The sequence below is a fragment of the Halovalidus salilacus genome, assembly GCF_031852275.1.
Lineage (GTDB): Archaea > Halobacteriota > Halobacteria > Halobacteriales > Natrialbaceae > Halovalidus > Halovalidus salilacus.
The window spans coordinates 1,486,553-1,503,086 of record NZ_CP134700.1 but is presented as its reverse complement, the minus strand read 5'-3'; the positions used below and the strand labels follow the sequence as shown (position 1 = coordinate 1,503,086).

At 68.7% G+C, this 16,534-nt stretch carries 16 protein-coding genes and 2 pseudogenes; 14 read left to right on the top strand and 4 right to left on the bottom strand.

Going from position 1 to position 16,534, the window contains the following annotated elements; genetic code table 11:
* The first annotated feature begins 33 nt into the window (after nucleotides 1-33).
* From RJT68_RS07480 to RJT68_RS07470, 3 genes are all read left to right on the top strand, one after another.
* On the top strand, nucleotides 34-744 hold the full coding sequence (locus RJT68_RS07480; RefSeq protein ID WP_407039739.1) for a DUF998 domain-containing protein: 711 nt from the start codon (nucleotides 34-36) through the stop codon (nucleotides 742-744).
* Between the two features lie 88 nt (nucleotides 745-832).
* Nucleotides 833-1,111, top strand: coding sequence for a UPF0058 family protein (locus tag RJT68_RS07475; protein ID WP_407039738.1), 279 nt, complete (start codon nucleotides 833-835; stop codon nucleotides 1,109-1,111).
* A gap of 59 nt (nucleotides 1,112-1,170) precedes the next feature.
* Complete coding sequence (locus tag RJT68_RS07470) at nucleotides 1,171-3,621, top strand: DUF7527 domain-containing protein (protein WP_407039737.1); 2,451 nt, start codon at nucleotides 1,171-1,173, stop codon at nucleotides 3,619-3,621.
* A 335-nt stretch (nucleotides 3,622-3,956) separates the two neighbouring features.
* Here the strand turns inward: RJT68_RS07470 and RJT68_RS07465 are convergent, their stop codons facing one another.
* Nucleotides 3,957-4,262, bottom strand: coding sequence for a hypothetical protein (locus tag RJT68_RS07465; RefSeq protein WP_407039736.1), 306 nt, complete (start codon nucleotides 4,260-4,262; stop codon nucleotides 3,957-3,959).
* Between the two features lie 265 nt (nucleotides 4,263-4,527).
* On the opposite strand from RJT68_RS07465, the gene RJT68_RS07460 reads away from it, so the two are divergent.
* Genes RJT68_RS07460 through RJT68_RS07450 form a run of 3 tightly spaced genes read left to right on the top strand, consistent with a single transcriptional unit; the run spans nucleotide 4,528 to nucleotide 6,738 of the window.
* Nucleotides 4,528-5,892, top strand: coding sequence for an adenylosuccinate synthase (locus RJT68_RS07460; RefSeq protein WP_407039735.1), 1,365 nt, complete (start codon nucleotides 4,528-4,530; stop codon nucleotides 5,890-5,892).
* A 55-nt stretch (nucleotides 5,893-5,947) separates the two neighbouring features.
* The gene (locus RJT68_RS07455) at nucleotides 5,948-6,148 is read left to right on the top strand and encodes a methytransferase partner Trm112 (RefSeq protein ID WP_407039734.1); all 201 of its coding nucleotides are present in this window, start codon (nucleotides 5,948-5,950) and stop codon (nucleotides 6,146-6,148) included.
* Nucleotides 6,149-6,159: 11 nt separating this feature from the next.
* On the top strand, nucleotides 6,160-6,738 hold the full coding sequence (locus tag RJT68_RS07450; protein ID WP_407039733.1) for a DUF7524 family protein: 579 nt from the start codon (nucleotides 6,160-6,162) through the stop codon (nucleotides 6,736-6,738).
* 147 nt (nucleotides 6,739-6,885) lie between these two features.
* On the opposite strand, the gene RJT68_RS07445 is transcribed toward RJT68_RS07450, so the two are convergent.
* Nucleotides 6,886-8,058: a DR2241 family protein gene (locus tag RJT68_RS07445; RefSeq protein ID WP_407039732.1), complete on the bottom strand. Its 1,173-nt coding sequence runs from the start codon at nucleotides 8,056-8,058 to the stop codon at nucleotides 6,886-6,888.
* Nucleotides 8,059-8,061: 3 nt separating this feature from the next.
* Nucleotides 8,062-8,964 (bottom strand): CbiX/SirB N-terminal domain-containing protein, encoded by a 903-nt coding sequence (locus tag RJT68_RS07440; RefSeq protein ID WP_407039731.1) that lies wholly within the window; start codon nucleotides 8,962-8,964, stop codon nucleotides 8,062-8,064.
* A gap of 149 nt (nucleotides 8,965-9,113) precedes the next feature.
* Here RJT68_RS07440 and RJT68_RS07435 point away from each other — a divergent pair, with 149 nt between their 5' ends.
* The 6 genes and pseudogenes from RJT68_RS07435 to RJT68_RS07410 all read left to right on the top strand — a co-directional run bounded on the left by RJT68_RS07435 (nucleotide 9,114) and on the right by RJT68_RS07410 (nucleotide 12,959).
* Complete coding sequence (locus RJT68_RS07435) at nucleotides 9,114-9,818, top strand: RNase P subunit p30 family protein (RefSeq protein WP_407039730.1); 705 nt, start codon at nucleotides 9,114-9,116, stop codon at nucleotides 9,816-9,818.
* Nucleotides 9,802-10,488 (top strand): class I SAM-dependent methyltransferase, encoded by a 687-nt coding sequence (locus tag RJT68_RS07430; protein ID WP_407039729.1) that lies wholly within the window; start codon nucleotides 9,802-9,804, stop codon nucleotides 10,486-10,488. The genes RJT68_RS07435 and RJT68_RS07430 overlap by 17 nt, the downstream gene beginning before the upstream one ends.
* A gap of 28 nt (nucleotides 10,489-10,516) precedes the next feature.
* A pseudogene (locus tag RJT68_RS07425) lies at nucleotides 10,517-10,864 on the top strand (Rpp14/Pop5 family protein); the annotation flags it as partial.
* Nucleotides 10,865-11,024: 160 nt separating this feature from the next.
* Nucleotides 11,025-11,180: pseudogene (locus tag RJT68_RS07420) on the top strand (Rpp14/Pop5 family protein); the annotation flags it as partial.
* 4 nt (nucleotides 11,181-11,184) lie between these two features.
* Nucleotides 11,185-11,940 (top strand): archaeal proteasome endopeptidase complex subunit alpha, encoded by a 756-nt coding sequence (gene psmA / locus RJT68_RS07415; protein WP_407039728.1) that lies wholly within the window; start codon nucleotides 11,185-11,187, stop codon nucleotides 11,938-11,940.
* 293 nt (nucleotides 11,941-12,233) lie between these two features.
* On the top strand, nucleotides 12,234-12,959 hold the full coding sequence (locus RJT68_RS07410) for a ribosome assembly factor SBDS (protein ID WP_407039727.1): 726 nt from the start codon (nucleotides 12,234-12,236) through the stop codon (nucleotides 12,957-12,959).
* A gap of 59 nt (nucleotides 12,960-13,018) precedes the next feature.
* On the opposite strand, the gene RJT68_RS07405 is transcribed toward RJT68_RS07410, so the two are convergent.
* Entirely contained in the window at nucleotides 13,019-13,333 is a 315-nt protein-coding gene (locus tag RJT68_RS07405; protein ID WP_407039726.1) for an FUN14 domain-containing protein, read from the bottom strand.
* Nucleotides 13,334-13,623: 290 nt separating this feature from the next.
* On the opposite strand from RJT68_RS07405, the gene RJT68_RS07400 reads away from it, so the two are divergent.
* Together RJT68_RS07400 and hflX are read left to right on the top strand one after the other, a co-directional pair.
* Entirely contained in the window at nucleotides 13,624-14,805 is a 1,182-nt protein-coding gene (locus RJT68_RS07400; protein ID WP_407039725.1) for a CaiB/BaiF CoA transferase family protein, read from the top strand.
* A 352-nt stretch (nucleotides 14,806-15,157) separates the two neighbouring features.
* Nucleotides 15,158-16,459, top strand: coding sequence for a GTPase HflX (gene hflX, locus RJT68_RS07395; RefSeq protein WP_407039724.1), 1,302 nt, complete (start codon nucleotides 15,158-15,160; stop codon nucleotides 16,457-16,459).
* Nucleotides 16,460-16,534 lie beyond the last annotated feature (75 nt).

The window sequence follows — 16,534 nt, the reverse complement described above, 5'->3', positions numbered from 1 at the left end:
ACACTGATGGTCCGGTGACGAGATGCACACCGCATGAACGCGACCGACTCGAGGCGCCTCGCGAGACGCTGCGGGATCGTCGCACCACTCCTCGCGCTCGGCGCGGTGTTCCTCGCGACCCTGCTCGCCGCCCCGGAGACGTTCACCTGGCGCGAGCGGGCGCTCTCGGACATGGGTCGGTACGGAACCCGGACGTTCTGGTTGTTCAACGGGGGACTGGTCGTCGCCGGACTGGTCGGCGTGCCCTTCTGGGTGCACCTCCTGGCGGCGGGTCGGAACCGTCTCGAGCGCCTCGGGGCGGTCCTGCTCGCCGTCGCCGTGTTCGGGATGGTCGGCGTCGGCGTCTTTTTCCTCGGCCACACGGCCTTCTACCTCGAGCGCGAGTTACACTTCCCGGCCGCGCTCACGCTGTTCGTCGTCGCGCCGATCGCACAGTGGACGTACGGAACCGGCGCGATCCTCGAGGGCGACGCCGGCCTCGGGCTGGTCTCCCTCTGGACGGGAAACGCTCACCTCCTCGGGTGGGCGGGCTGGCTGCTCTCCCGCCGCGCCGGGGGTGACCCGTGGGCCTGGTTCGCCGTCTCGGAGGCGGTGGCCGCGATCGCGTTCGGTTCCTGGATACTCGTCCTCGCCGGACCGACGCAGTTCGACGACGGTCGTGCCGGAAATCGCGAACGGGACGCCGCCGGTCGCTCCGAAGCGGCGACCGACGCGAAACCGGTAGACCGGACCGAGACGCGGTGAGCGAAACGGGCGCATTCGGGGCCCCGACGACCGGGTACGGCACGCATCTCGCGCAACTCTTAAATCGAAACCGTTCGTAGACGGCCGTATGCATAAAGACGAACTCCTCGAGCTTCACGAGGAACTCGTGACCATCATGGAGTACTTCTCGGAGCGCGAGGAGGTCGACGCGGGCCTCTTCGACGCCTACCACGAGCTCGACGTCGACCCCTCGCACGTCCACAAGTCGAAGAGCGAGCACAAACACGCCGTCTTCGTCCTCGGGAATGCCCTGGCGAACGCCATGAGCGAGGACGAGTTCTCGAGCGCCGGTCGGATCGGCAAGCGGATGCAGGAGCTGGCCGACGACGCCGAATCGAAAATCTAGGTCTGCGTCACGTTCGCACTAGGCGAAACGTATTTAGTCCGATTGCCGCTTGTTGGACTATGGACCCGCGCACGCAAGAGCGCGTCGAGCAGTGGGATTCTCGTGCCTTCACCGGCGGGCACGAGGAACTCGCTGAACTCGCGACGAACGGGTTCTCGGGAGCCGTCGCCGCCGACGGCTCGTGGCTGTTCATGCTCAACGGCCGCGTCGTCGGCGTGATCGACGGCGACATCGAGGACTTGGAAACCGCTCACGGAACCGTCTACGCCGCCCCTCACCCGTCGCTCCCCCTGCTGAGTACGATGCAGGAACGCGGCGGCGAGACGCGAGCGAAGTACTACACGAACGAAACGCCCCTCTCCGAGGTCGACGAAACCCTCTCCGAAGGATCGTTCACCGGCTACGTCGAACTCTCCGAGCAGGTTCTCAGCGGCGACTACTATCTCGTCTACTACGGCGGCCGGCGGATGGCCGTCGCGTTCATCGGCAACGCCGAGCGACTGCTCACCGACGACGAGGCGTTCGAACGCGCCGACGACGAGGTGGGCATCTACGAGGTCGTCGACGTCGACATCGAGGTGACGGACGTTCCGGGCACGGAAGCCGAGGACTCGGCGTCCGAAACCGCCGCCGACCGGACCCCCGATCCCGAACCCGCGTCCGTGTCGGATTCGACCGCGGTAACCGAGGCCGAACCCGCGACGGACGCGGCCGACCTCGAGGGCCCCGACGTCGCTGCGGGCGCGGATGGTCACCTCGAGACGGGAACGGCCGAGTCGCCGATCGTCGCCGACCCGTCCCCCATCGAAGAGGCCGGAGCCGGCGGCACGGATGCGGGCGTCGTCGACGAGTCGGAACCCGACCCGGCGTCGGACGAGACGAGCGCGTCCGACGTACCCGCCGACGACGTGACCGGCGGCATCACCACCTCGTCTGCGACCGAGCGCGTCGACCGATCGACTCGAGGGATCACCGACGCGGGTGCGGACGCGGAGACGAGCGCGGACGCCGACGGATCCGCCGAGGCGGAGTCGGCCCTCGAAGCCGAAGGGTCGACGTTCGTCGAGACCGACGCGGAGGATTCGCCGTCCCTCTCGAATCTCGATCCCGAGGAAGTCGAAGCGGCGGCCGCGAAACTCGACGCGGAGGAGGGGATCTGGACGCCGAGCGACGGGGCGGAGGGGGCCGACGACGCCGACGAGGAACTCGAGCGCGAGTTCCAGCGCGAGGAGCGGTGGCGGAAGACGCGGCGCATCCCGTCGATCGATCCCGAGAAGACGAGCGCGAGCGCGGGCGGCGCCGCGGAGTCGTCGACCGGCGCCGGGCACGCGGCGGCGAGGGCGCAGCGAAGCCGGCCCGAGTCGGACGCCGACTCGCCGACGCGGTCGCCGTCGGGCCAGCAGCAACGGTCGAGCCGCTCGAGCGGGGGGAGCGCCCGGCGTGCCGATTCCCGTTCGGGTGCGACCGCCGGTGGCGCTACCCCCGCCGGATCGCAGCCGAGCGCCGACCGGACGGAGGCCGAACTCGAGTCGGACATGCTCGAGCGCGAGGACAAGATCGACCAGCTCACCCAGCGCGCCGAGGCGCTCGCCGAGGAGAAGGCCGAACTCGCGGACAGGTACGGAAACCTAGAGTCACAACGCGACGGGCTCCGGGCGAAGAACCGGGAGCTCTCGTCGACCGTCGAGCAGCTTCGCGCGCGGATCGAAGAGCTCGAGGCGGAACTCGAGGGGGCTCGGACCGTCGCGGGCGGCACCGGCGGGAGCCCGGGCGCGGGCGGGGGGACCCAACTCTCCCCCGAGCGGGCGCTGGCGGAGACGAACCTCTTCGTCCGTTACGAGTCGAAGAGTCGGCCGACGCTCGTCTCCGCCCACGACGACAACTCCGACCGGAGCGAGGTCGTCTCTAACCTACAACTCGAGCGCCACACGGGGTTCGACGCCTCGGACGTCGTCGTCGCCGGCCAGGACTACGAGACGTTCCTGACCGAGACGATGGCCTACCGGTTCGTCGAGTGGCTCACGGGGACGCTGCTGTTCGAGATCCGCGACACCGGCCACGCGGACACGATGGCCGACCTCTACGACGCGATTCCGCGCATCGATCGCGCCGAACTGCACGCCAGCATCTCGCTCGAGGACGACGACACGGAGGACGTCCCGGACCGGGTCACGTTCGACGTCGTCGCCTACGACAAGATGGGCACGCCGCTCGTCGTCGCCACGCTCAACGACTCGCGCGAGCCGGCGACGCGCGAGATGCTCGAGGAGATGGAGGCGGCCGCCTCGGCGGTGGGCGCCAACTACCCCGACCTCGGAGCGGCGATGGTCGTCACCTCGAGTTACTTCGAACCGGGCGCGCTCGAGGTGACCGAGCAGGCGACCACCGGCGGGTTCCTGAGCCGCGGCTCGAAGGCGAGCTACGTCAACCTCTCGCGCAAGCAGGGCTACCACCTCTGTCTCGTCGAGTCGCGATCGGGGAGCTTCCACGTGACCGTTCCCGAACTCTAGACCGGCCGAGGGCTCCCGCGGTCGTTGACTCGTTTCGTTCCGTTTCGGTGCTCGTATCGCCGACCCGCGAGCGACGCGTGGGATCGCAAACCGAGCGTCGAGTCGGGCGGCGTCCGGTCGATCCTGCGTCGGTTCCAAGACGGTCGTCTGCTCGGTTCAGCGGCGCGCCGAGTCGGCCGTCATCGAGCCATAGCTACCGCTTCGCCTCCAGTCGGGATCGAACGCGTTTTCGCACCCGGTTGGGGCACGAATCGACTCGGAGAGCGAGACGGCGCGGTGGAAGGGAGAACGTGCGGGGTCGGGCTCGAGCGGCGAGCGAACGAGCGACCGCGAATTCAGCCTTCGATCTCGGCGACGTCCTCGATCTTCATCCCGTCGAGCTTGTCGATGATGTCGTCCATCTTGTCGTCGAGTTCGTCGACGAACTCGGCGGTGCGCTCGGTCTTGATCGCACCTTGGCTCGAGGGCTCGATGAGGTTCTCCTCCTCGAGGACGCGGAGGGAGTAGCGAACTTTGTGGTGTGGGTAGCCCGTCTCGTTGGACATCTTCACGATGCCGATGGGCTCGTTTTCGATGACCATCTTCAGAACCTGCAGATGGCGTTCCAGCATATCGACTTCCTTCTCAAGTCGGTCTATCATGGCATTTGTTAACTTGTCTTTGCACCTTTTAAAAGTTACCCTCGCGTACCGCGTCCGACCGTTCTCAACCGGATGGTAATTCTTGAGAGTAGTTAACAGTTCGGGCCCCGGCCGGATTCACCGATCGGTTTCGCGGCGGGTTCGGGCGGGTAAGCGCTCGACATCCCGGTCGCTCACGGGCCGACGGCGAGCGAGGCGAGCGCTCGGCACTCGAGCCGTTCATACCGTAATCTGTTTATCGACCCGGCAAGAATCCGCCGCTGTTATGACTGTCACAATCGTCGGGTCGCAACTCGGCGACGAGGGCAAAGGCGGCGTCGTCGACGTCTACGGCGACGCGGCCGACGTCGTCGCCCGCTACCAGGGTGGCGACAACGCAGGTCACACCGTCGTCCACGACGGTGAGAAGTACAAACTCTCGCTGGTCCCCTCCGGCGCCGTTCGGGACAAGGTCGGCGTCCTCGGCAACGGCTGCGTCGTCAACCCCGAGACGCTGTTCGAGGAGATCGACGCCCTCCGCGAGCGCGGCCTCGAGCCGGACGTGCGCGTGGCCGAGCGCGCGCACGTGATCCTCCCGTACCACCGCGCCCTCGACGGGATCGAGGAGGAGGAGAAGGCGGACCTGGCGGCGGGTACCACGAAGCGCGGCATCGGGCCGACTTACGAGGACAAGGCCGGCCGCCGCGGCGTCCGTATCGGCGACTTGCTCGAGCCAGAGGTGCTCCGGGAGCGCCTCGAGTACGTCGTCCCGCAGAAGAAGGCCCTCGCCGAGGAGGTCTTCGGAAAGGAGACCGGCGAGGCGTTCGATATCGACCACCTCTACGAGACCTACCGCGAGTACGGCGAGCGCCTCGCCGAGGAGGGGATGACGGTCGACTGCGGCACATTCCTCCAGGAGCGCATCGACGCCGGCGACGACGTCATGCTCGAGGGCGCGCAGGGGACCTCGATCGACATCGACCACGGCATCTACCCCTACGTCACCTCATCGAACCCGACGGCGGGCGGCGCGGCGGTCGGGACGGGCCTCGGTCCGACGGTCGTCGGCCGGGGCGACGTGATCGGCATCGTGAAGGCCTACCTCTCGCGGGTCGGAACCGGCCCGCTGCCGACGGAACTCGGCGGCGTCGAGGGCCAGACCCCCGGTTACGACGCCGACGAGGGCGCCGACCCCGAGGAGGAGGACCTGGCGACTTACATTCGCGACGAAGGTGGGGAGTACGGCACGGTCACCGGCCGCCCGCGCCGCGTCGGGTGGCTCGACGTGCCGATGCTGCGCCACGCCGCGCGCGCGAACGGCTTCACCGGCCTCGCGATCAACCACGTCGACGTGCTCGCCGGCCTGGACGAGGTGAAAGTCGGCCACTCTTACGAGTTCGACGGGGAGGAGATATTCACCATGCCCCCGACCACCGAACAGTGGGGTCGCTGCGAGGCGACCCTGAAGACGTTCGACGGCTGGCCGGCGGTCGACTGGGCCGAGGTCGCCGAGGAGGGCTACGACGCCATCCCGGAGAACGCCCGCACCTACCTCGAGTACGTCTCCGAAGAACTCGACGCCCCCATCTACGCGATCGGCGTCGGTCCGGGCCGCGAGGAGACGGTCGTGCTGGAGAACCCCTACGAGTAACGTTCGCCGCGGACGTTCCCGAAACCTTTTGCTGGATGCGGTCCGCCTACCTACCATGAAAGAGTCGTTGCTCGAGATTCTCTGCTGTCCGCTGGACAAACACGACCTGGAACTCGAGAACCCCGAGTACGAGGACGACGGCGACGAGGTTGTCGACGGGACGCTCGTCTGCAGCGAGTGCGGCGAGCGCTACCCGATCGAAGACGGCATCCCGAACCTGCTCCCGCCGGACATGCGCGGAGAAACCCCCGCGTAGGTGTCGTGACCGTGGCGCCAACCGAGGTCACCGTTCACGTCAACCGCGGACGCGGCGAGTCGCTCGAGGCCGACCGCCACAGCGTCGAGGCCGACGATTCCTTCGACGTCGTCCTCCGAGGACACGGGGGACCGGCCCACGTCCACTGCCGCCTCGAGGGCGACCTCGCCGACGTCGCCTCGCTCGAGCGGTCCAACTACTACGTCGAAGACGACGGGGAGACGACCGTCCGCGTGGCGGTCGCCGCCGACGCGTTCGACGACCCGGTCACGGGGTCGCTCGAGGTCTCGACCGGCTACGGCGCGATCTCGACGACGATCGACGTGACCGTCCGACCGGGACCCGCCGAGATCGACGTCGACGAGTCGCTCGCACAGCCCACCGCCAGCGCGACGTCCGACGACGGCGGCCTCCTCGAGCGCGCGACGAGCGAGGTCGAGGCAGGGACGCTCGGCGTCGTCGCGCTGGGCGCGCTCGCAATCGCCATCGCAGCAGCCACGGCGGCGACGATCGGCGGGACGGCCGCCATCGTCGGCTTCCTCGTCGTCACGGTCGGTATCGTCGCGGCCGCGGTCTTGCTCGTGCGGTAATTCTTCCTCCGCCTCCGCCCTCGACGGGTGGGGAACGGTCGCGATCGTGGCGCACACGCTGACCGCTCGGTATCGTTCGGAGCGGCGTCTCGCTCCCGAGTCGTACGTATGGGAGCCGAATCGATCCGTTCGGCCCGATGGTGGGGTTCAATCGTCTGCGTCGGGGGCGTCCTCGACCTCGGTCGCCTCGAGTCCTCCCCCGTCGTCGAATCGTTTCGCCCGGAGGTAGCGCGCGCGGTAGCGGTTCGCGCCGTCGTTCACGTCCGCTTCGCGTATCTCGTCGACCCGCCCGTCGGCGACGGCGTCGATCAGCTCCGAGAGTTGATTCAGTTCGCTGGTCGTGAGCTCGAGGTGCCAGGTGCGCTCCGCTTCGGACTCGAGGATGGCCCACTTGCGCGCGGCGGCCACTACGAGGGAGCAGGGCTCCCGACACGGGAACGGACCGTCGCCCCCGTCGGCGTCGAGTTCGTCGCCTTCGTCGAAGTGCCACTCGCGGCGGCGCAGGCACTGGGAGTCGACGCAGCAAGCCTCGGCCGTCCACTCGACGGCCTCGCGCGGGAGTTCGTCCACCACGTCGTAGATCCCCGTTTGGCGCTCGGCCGTCTCGAGCCAGTGATCGACGTCCAGTTCCCCGCGCCGTTCTCGGTGCCAGTTGGCCACCGTGGCCGGGTAGGCGTAGTCGACCGCCTCGACGAGTTCCGCGCCCGAGAGGCCGGTGAACGCCCAGCCCGAGGCGAGCGTGGGGGCGGTCTTCAGCGGCCGGTAGCGCCCGTCCTCGTCGTAGGTCGCGATCTCGCGCGCGTCGCGGGGGTCGTCGTGGACCTCGAGGTCCGCCACGTCGGTGTCGGCGTCCTCGACGTGCCACAGGTCGTAGACGCGCTCGCCGCTCGGATCGTCGACGTCGACGAATCGAGCCGTGATGCAGAGTTGGCCCCACCGGCGGTCGACGCCGTCCCGGAGCGCCTCGTAGCGGGCGGGGACCTCGAGCGGTTCCGACTCGGTCTCGGCGTCGAACGCACCCCCGCCGGCCTCGAGTGCGAACTCGAGCGGCGCCCGCTCGCACCACCGGAGAAACGCCCGCCGTGCGGTTCCCGCCCCGTCGACGCTCTCCCGCCAGTACAGCCAGTTGGTCGCGTACTCCTCGACGGCCGCGAGTCCCTCGCGGAACTCGGCCTCGGAGAGGCCCGCGCGGGATTCGGCCGGCGTCTCGAGGACGTAGCCCTCGGGCTCGCGGTCGAGTCGGAGGCCGTCGAAGTCGACCCCGCCGTCCGTCACCGCGGCCGCGACGAGCGCGTCGAGGTCCGCGTCCGTGAGGCTCACGGCTCAGTCACCCGCGCCCGCACTCGCGCCGCCGACGTCGTTCGCGACCGATTCGTCGAACGCCGAGCGGATGGCCTCGCGGGCGTCGCCCACGTCGGCGCCGGCGTCGGCGGCCCGCTCGAGGACGACGTCCGCCATCAGGCCCTCCGTGCCGACCGCGCCGGTGTACCAGATGCGGTGGCCGTCGACCTCGGCGGGAACGTCCCAACCGAGGCGGTAGTCCTCCGTGAGGCCCATGTCCTCGGGGATGTCCTCCTGCGTGTGGTAGCCGTCGGCGATGAAGAGCGGGACGACGACGACGTCCTCGCTCTCGAAGTAGTCGGTGACGTCGTCGACCTCCGGCTCCTCGTCCATGAACAGCGCCTCCACCTCGTCGAACCGGTCCATCTCGCGAATGCGTTCGGTGTGGTACTCGATCGCCTTCGCCGAGTTCTCGTTCCGCTCGGTGCCGTGACCGACGACCGCGAGGCCGACCCCCTCGCCGACGTCGGGGTCGCCGGTGACGCTCTCGGCCCGCCCGACGATCACGTCGGTCATCGCGTCGTGCGTGCCGACGGGGCCGCAGTAGTGGATCGTCTTCCCGACGTCTTCGGCCTCGAGCGTCGCCTCGGAGGCGCTCGTCCCGTCGGACTCCCAGCGGTCGGGGTCCCACCCCTCGAGTCGGAGTTCCCGGGGGATCACCTGCTCGGTGAAGTAGCCCTCGCTGATGAACAGCGGGACGACGAACACCTCCTCGGACTCGAGGGTTCGAATCACCTCCCGGAAGTGGGGTTCTTCCTTCCAGAACGCCTCGCGCACCTCGTCGAAGGCGCCCGTCTCGCGGACGGCGTCCGCGTGGGCGTAGGTCGGATTCGACGCGTCCGGATTCAGGTGCGACCCGTGGGCCGCGACGACCAGCGCTTGCATGGGTCGCCCTTAGGATGGGGACGGTTTATCGACTTCGCCTGTGGCCGTCGTCGCCGGATCCGTCCGGAACCGCGACGATTCGTTCGTTCCGCGACGGTATCCGGGCGCGTGGCGCAAACGCCAAGTCCCAGCCGCCGGATTCCTCGAGTATGTACGAGGCCGTCCGCGCCCGACCCGACGGTGAGAGTTCCGTCGAGCGGCTGGTCGAGACCGCCGCCGAGTACGGGTTCGACGGCCTGGTAGTACGCAACCACTCCGACGCCCGGGCCGAGTACGACCAGGCGGCGCTCGCCGACGAGCACGGCGTCGACGTCGTCGACGGAATCGAGATCGAGGCCGAGAATCGGGAAACGGCCGGCGGCGCCGTCGGCAACTTCCGCAACTCGCACGAGATCGTCGCCCTCCACGGCGGGCGGAACGACCTGAACCGCTTCGCCGTCGAGACCGACAAAGTCGACGTCCTCTCCCACCCGATGGCGGGAAGCGGCGACGTCAACCACGTCCTCGTCAGAGCTGCCGTCGACAACGGCGTCCGCCTCGAGTTCGACCTGGGCGGCGTCCTCCGGGAGAGCGGCGGCCGGCGGGTGCGGACGATCCAGTCGCTGCGAAAGCTCCGCGAGATCGTCGACTACTACGACGCTCCCTACGTCGTGAGCGCGGAGGCGACCTCCCACCTGCAACTCCGGGCGCCGCGGGAACTCCGCGCACTGGGAGAGCGGATCGGCTTCGACCGGGAGTGGATCGGGCGCGGCCTCGAGGAGTGGGGCCGACTGGCGCAGCGCAATCGGCGGATTCAGTCCGAGTCGTTCATTGAACCGGGGGTCCAACGGGGGAGGTATGAAGAGGAGCCTTGAGGAACACGCCGCCCGGTTCGACGAGAAGGCCGCCGAGTACGACGAGAGCAAGTCGGCGGAGTACCGCGCCTGCGCGAACCTCGTGATCGAACGCGCGGCGCCCGGGCCCGACGACAACGAGTCGACTGGGTCGCCTCGAGCCAACCCTCGCTCCGCTCGCGAGGACGTGGTCCTCGATCTCGGCACCGGAACCGGTGCGATCGCGCTCGCGCTCGCCCCCGACGCGAAGCGAGTGATCGGCCGAGACATCAGCGAGGGCATGATGGAGGAGGCGCGGCGGAAGGCCGACGACGCCGGACTCGAGAACGTCGAGTTCGACTACGGGACGTTCCGCGAACCCAACGTCGACGGATCCACCGACGTCGCGATCGTCACCTCGAACTTCGCGATGCACCACCTCTCGGACGACGAGAAGCGCGAGGCGATCGAGGTCATCGCCGGTCTCGAGCCCCGGACATTCGTTCTGGGAGACGTCATGTTCTTCGGGACGCCCGACCCCGACGAGCCGTTCTACTCGCCCGAGGTCGACGACCCGGCGACCGTCGGGACGCTCGCGGACGCGTTCACGGACGCCGGCTTCTCGCTGACGGCCGTCGAGCGCGTCCACGATCAGGTGGGCGTGCTCGTCGCCGAGCGGGGATCGATCGAGTACGGGGCTGGCGCCGAATGAGACCGACGGAACGCGGAGTTGAACGCCCGTGAAACACCTCCCGAAACACCTCAGACCGCGCTGGCGCTACCTCGCCGTCGGCCTCGAGTCCCACCCCGGCGAGTCGATCTCCCGGCGGTCGTTCCAGCGCGAGGTCTGGTACGCGGGCCAGAATCTGCTGGGCGACCCCGGCAGCGCGGACGCGGACCTGACGGTCGTCGAGTTCGACTTCGACGACGAGGCGGGACGGGGCCAGGCGCTGGTGAGGGTTCGCCACGGGGAGACCGACCCCGCCCGCGCGGCCATCGCCTGCGTCGACGAGGTCGACGGCGCACCGCTGGGCCTCCGCGTGCGCGGAATCAGTGGGACGATCCGCGCGGCGACCGAAAAATTCCTCGAGTGAGCGGGCGATCGAAACGGCGCGAGCGAGCGGTTCGGACCCGTTCGACGACGCTCCGTGCAGGTGGGAGGTGAGTATATAAGGTTTCCGGAGACTCGGTCGCGGCAAACTACGCTCGAGGCTTTTGAATCTTGGCTTCTCGGAGGCGGGCGAGCGTGAAGAAAAGTATTTAGGACGCGGCGGGCAACTCACGGGAGAGAGAAACGTCGTGTTCGGCAACCGTGACCGAGTCGCCGTCGTGCGATACGGATCCGCGGTCGCGCGACTCGAGACGGAACCGGGCGCGACGGACCTCGATTACGATTTAGCGTGATACTATGCAGGGACAAGCCCAACAGCAGGCGTACGACCGCGGCATTACGATCTTCTCGCCCGACGGGAGACTCTATCAGGTCGAGTACGCCCGCGAGGCGGTCAAGCGCGGCACGGCGAGTATCGGCGTTCGAACCGAAGGAGGCGTCGTCCTGGCGGTCGACAAGCGCGTTCCCTCCCCGCTGCTCGAGGACTCGAGCGTGGAGAAGATCCACAAGGCCGACGACCACATCGGCATCGCGAGCGCGGGTCACGTCGCCGACGCGCGCCAGCTGATCGACTTCGCCCGCCGCCAGGCGCAGGTCAACCAGCTGCGCTACGGCGAGCCCATCGGGGTCGAGACGCTCACCAAGAACGTCACCGACCACATCCAGCAGTACACCCAGGTCGGCGGCGCCCGCCCGTTCGGCGTCGCCCTCATCGTCGGCGGCATCGACAACGGCGAGCCACGCCTGTTCGAGACCGACCCCTCGGGCACCCCCTACGAGTGGAAGGCCCTGGCCGTCGGCGCCGAGCGCGGCGAACTCCAGAACTACCTCGAGGAGAACTACGACGCGGAGACCGACCTGGACGGGGGCATCACCCTCGCGCTCGACGCCCTCGCCTCGGTCAACGACGGCTCGCTCCTCCCCAACGAGGTCGGCCTCGCGACGGTCGACGTCGAGACCGAGCAGTTCGACCACTTCGACCAGGACCGCATCGAGGAGTACCTCGAGGAGAACGACCTGCTCGACGAGGGCGAGGAAGAAGCGGACGAGTAACCGACCGGACGCGCCCGGTTTGCGCCTTCTCGTCCCGAATCGTTCGCCGACCCGACGTCGGTCCCTCGACCACTCGATCGTTCTACGACGCCACCTGGACACCCCCTCACCGCCTCGAAGCGCGTTCGCGCGGTGACTCTACACGGTCACGCCTACAGCGACGCCTCCCGGATCGAGAGCCGGGGTTCCCCGCGACGGTTCCAACCGCCTCGAACCAGCCGTCGGTTCCACCTCGTCGCCCGCTCTCGAATCGTCGGGAAACACTCTTTTAACTGGGGGCGGAAAATCACGGTATGATATCACTCGACGAGGCTGTGACGGCGCGGCTCGAATCCCACGGGGCGCAGTTCGAAGTGCTGGTCGATCCCGACGCCGCCCTCGCGATCAAGCGCGGCGAGTTCGAGGGCGACCTCGAGGACGTCATCGCCGCGGAGGACGTCTTCGAAGACGCCTCGCGCGGCGACCGACCCGCGGAGAACGACCTCGAGAAGGTGTTCGACACGACCGATCCCCTCGAGATCATCCCCGAGGTGATCCAGCGCGGTGAGATCCAGATCACCGCCGAGCAGCGCCGCGAGATGCAGGAGCAAAAGCGCAAACAACTCGTCGACACCATCGCGCGCAACGCGGTGAACCCGCAGATGGACAACGCGCCTCACCCGCCCGAGCGGATCGAGAACGCGCTCGAGGAGGCGGGGTTCACCGTCGATCCGATGCAACCGGTCGAGGGGCAGGTCGACGACGCCCTCGACGCGCTGCGGCCGGTCATCCCCATCCGGTTCGACGAGGTGACCGTCGCCGTGCAGCTTCCGGCGGAGTACGCCGGGAGCGCGCAGGCGAAGGTCCGCCAGTTCGGCGACTTAGAGCGCGAGGAGTGGCAGAACGACGGCGGGTGGATCGGCGTGATCACGTTCCCCGCGGGCCTGCAAAACGAGTTCTACGACCTGGTGAACGAGAACACGAGCGGCGAAGCGGAGACGCAGATCATCAAGGACAAAGACGACATCAAGACGCGGTAGCGACGAAAAACCGCCGCGAAGTGTTTTCGACGCCGGGCGTCGGGTGACGAGGACGGAACCTACCCGCGGTAGAACCCGAGGAGGAAGCCCGCGGTGAACCCCGCGCCCACCGACAGGGTCGAGAGGGCCGACTCGAGGACTGTGACGTCGACCTCCCGAGCGCGCTCCCGCGTGTCGATGAGTCCGGCCGACAGGGCGTTCCAGTCGATCGCGAGGATCCCCTGGGACTCGAGGTACCGAACGACGACGAGTTGGACGCCGACGACGATCGCGACGAACTTCGCGACCTGCTTCGCGGCGAACCCGAGGATGGCGCCGACGGCCGCGCTGGCCCCGACCTCGAGTCCGAGCACCGTCGGGTCGATGTTCACCATTACGGCCCCTCGATTCGCCTCCGATCGCATGACTGTTACGGTGAACGGGGAGTCCGTTTACGCCGCCGTCCGACGCGGGTCCGACGACCGTCCGACGCGGTCCGACGGACGTCAGACGCGCGGCCGCGCCGAAGCGACGCCCGGAGGTCGGGCGCGGTGTGCGGTGAGCGCAGCGTGACGGGCGCAGATCATCGGGTTCCGATTCCGGACCGATTCGATCCGGACGCGGGTCGCGAACTGCGTGGAACCACCCCGATTGACGGTCCCCCCGGTCGTACCCTCCGTTCACCATGCGACTCGATGGCATTCGAATCCTCGACCTGACGCGGTTGCTCCCCGGTCCGTACGCGACGCAACTACTCGCCGACTCGGGGGCTGAGGTGGTGAAGGTCGAGGACACCGGCGCCGGCGACTACGCCCGATCGATGCCGCCGCGATCCGACCGCGGCGTCGGCGCCATCTTCGACGCGGTCAACAGGGGCAAGCGGAGCGTCTCCATCGACCTCAAGTCACCCGACGGCCGGGAGGCGTTCTACCGGCTGGTCGAGACCGCCGACGTCGTCCTCGAGGGGTTCAGACCGGGCGTGGTCGAGCGACTCGAGGTAAATTACGAGACGCTCGCCGAGCGCAACGAGGAGCTAATCTACTGCTCGCTCTCGGGGTACGGACAGGACGGCCCTCTGTCGGGGCGGGCCGGCCACGACCTCAACTACGTCGGCCTCGCGGGCCTCCTCGACATGACGAGGGCGTCTCCGGACGCGAAACCGCAGGTTCCAGGGTACCCGCTCGGCGACATGGCCGGCGGCCTCTTCGCCGCCTTCGCGATCGTCGAAGCCCTCCTCGCCCGCGCGCTCGGAAACTCGAGCGGCGAGTACGTCGACGTGGCGATGACGGACGTCGTGGCCTCCTTCTCTCAGGTCCTCGCCCACGACGCGCTCGACGACGAGGTCCCCGACCCCCGTCCCGGGGAGACGAACCTGACCGGCGCGCTCCCGTGGTACGACTGCTACGAGACGAGCGACGGCCGCTGGGTGACCCTCGCCGCCCTCGAGCCGAAGTTCTGGCGAGCGTTCTGCGAGTCGGTCGACCGCGAGGACCTCCTGGAGCACCACGGTTCCCCCGACCCGGACGTTCGGGAGGCGCTGCGGGATGAACTCGCGTCGCTGTTCGCGACCCGGACGCGCGACGAGTGGGACGAGCGCTTCGCGGACGTGGACGCGACGGTCGGGGGCGTCTACGCGCCGGCGGAGATGGCGACTCACCCCCAGATCGAAGCGCGCGGCCTGGTGGTCGACCCCGACGACGCGCCGGCCCGGATCGGCTTTCCGGCCCGCTCGAGCGAGCCGCCGGAACGGGGACCCGACGCGGAGGCGATTCCGGAGCAGGGCGAGCACACCGACGCGTACCTCCGCGAGGTGGGCTACGACGACGGCGAGATCGAGGCCCTGCGAGACCGGGAGATCGTCCGTTGACCGGGCGCAACCGGCCGACGACGCCGGACTCGACGGGCGTTCGTTCGGCCACGCCACGGGATTCAAGACCGTTCGCCGCGTATGTCCGGGCATGCACGGTACGTCGCCGATGGAGGTGATCGACCGGCACCGCTAGCGCGTTCGACCGGTCCCCGCAGTCTCGACCGATCGCCGCTCGAGGGGTCGCACCGGCCGCGAACGCGGTCGGTCGACCGCCGAACTGCGCGTCCGAACGGCGGCCGCCGACGGCGGCGGGGCCCCGGAGTTCGACCTCGAGCGAGCGCGACGACGCGGAGTCGGGCCGCCGCGTGCGCTCGAGGCGCGACCCCAACGAACGCGAGGAGCCACCCACATGAGAGCGATAATCGCGAAACGAGTGGACTCGGGAACCCCCGACACCCAGGAAATCACCGACCTGGCCGAGGCGGCCGGGTACGAGGTGGTCGGCGAGGTGACCCAGTCGCGGGCGGCCGATCCCGCGTTGCAGTTCGGGGAAGGGAAAGCCAACGAACTGGCCGAGACGGTGCGGATGGCGGAGGCCACGACGGTCATCTTCGACAACCGTCTCGGCCCCTACCAGACGTACAACCTCGGGCGGCTCCTCCCGGAGGGGACCGAGGTCATCGATCGGTTCACGCTCATCCTCGAGATCTTCGGCCAGCGCGCCCGGACGCGCAAGGCGCAGCTCCAGGTCGAACTGGCCGAGCTGCGCTACGAGCTACCGCGCGTGGAGGCGAAAGCGAGCCTCGCCAAGCGCGACGAGCACCCCGGCTTCATGGGGTTGGGCGAGTACGACGAGAGCCGCGAGCAGGACATCAAGGCCCAGATCAGCCGGATCAGGGACGAACTGACGCAGATCGAACGGACCGAACAGCAGCGGCGGGAGCGCCGCCGCGCCTCCGGGTTCGACCTCGTCGCCCTCGCCGGCTACACGAACGCCGGCAAGTCGACGTTGCTGCGCCGACTGGCGGTCGACCTCGAGGTCGACGAGAACGAGGACCTGCACCCGGACCTCGACGCGACGGCCGAGTCGCGGGACAACCTGTTCACCACGCTCGGGACGACGACCCGCCGGGCGGACGTCGAACCCCGCGACGTGCTCGTGACCGACACGGTCGGGTTCATCAGCGACCTCCCGCACTGGCTCGTCGAGTCGTTCAAGTCGACGCTCGACTCGGTCTACCGGGCCGATCTCGTGTTGCTCGTCGTCGACGTCAGCGAACCGATCGACGAGATCCACGAGAAGCTGGTCACCTGTCACGACACGCTCTACGAGCGCAACGAGGCGCCCATCGTGACCGTCTTCAACAAGACCGACCTCGTGGACGACGACGAGTTGGCCGAGAAGCGCCGCGCCCTCTCGGCGCTCGCGCCGAACCCGGTCCCCGTGAGCGCGCACGACGGAACCGGTATCGACGCGTTGCTCGAGCGGATCGACGCCGAACTCCCCGACTGGGAAGACGAGCGGCTGGTGTTGCCGATGACCGACGACACGATGAGCCTGGTCTCGTGGATCCACGACAACGCGAACGTCGAGGACGTCACCTACGGCGACGACGACGTGCTCGTCTCCTTCGAAGCGCGGCCGGCGGTGATCGAGCAGGCCCGCGCCCGCGCCAGCGAGTTGCAGGCGGCCTCGGCGGGATCGGCCTGAATCCGCCGCCCGCCGTCGATCCGCGGATCCGAGGACGCTGCCCCTACCCCCGGAATATAAATCACTGATCGCTGT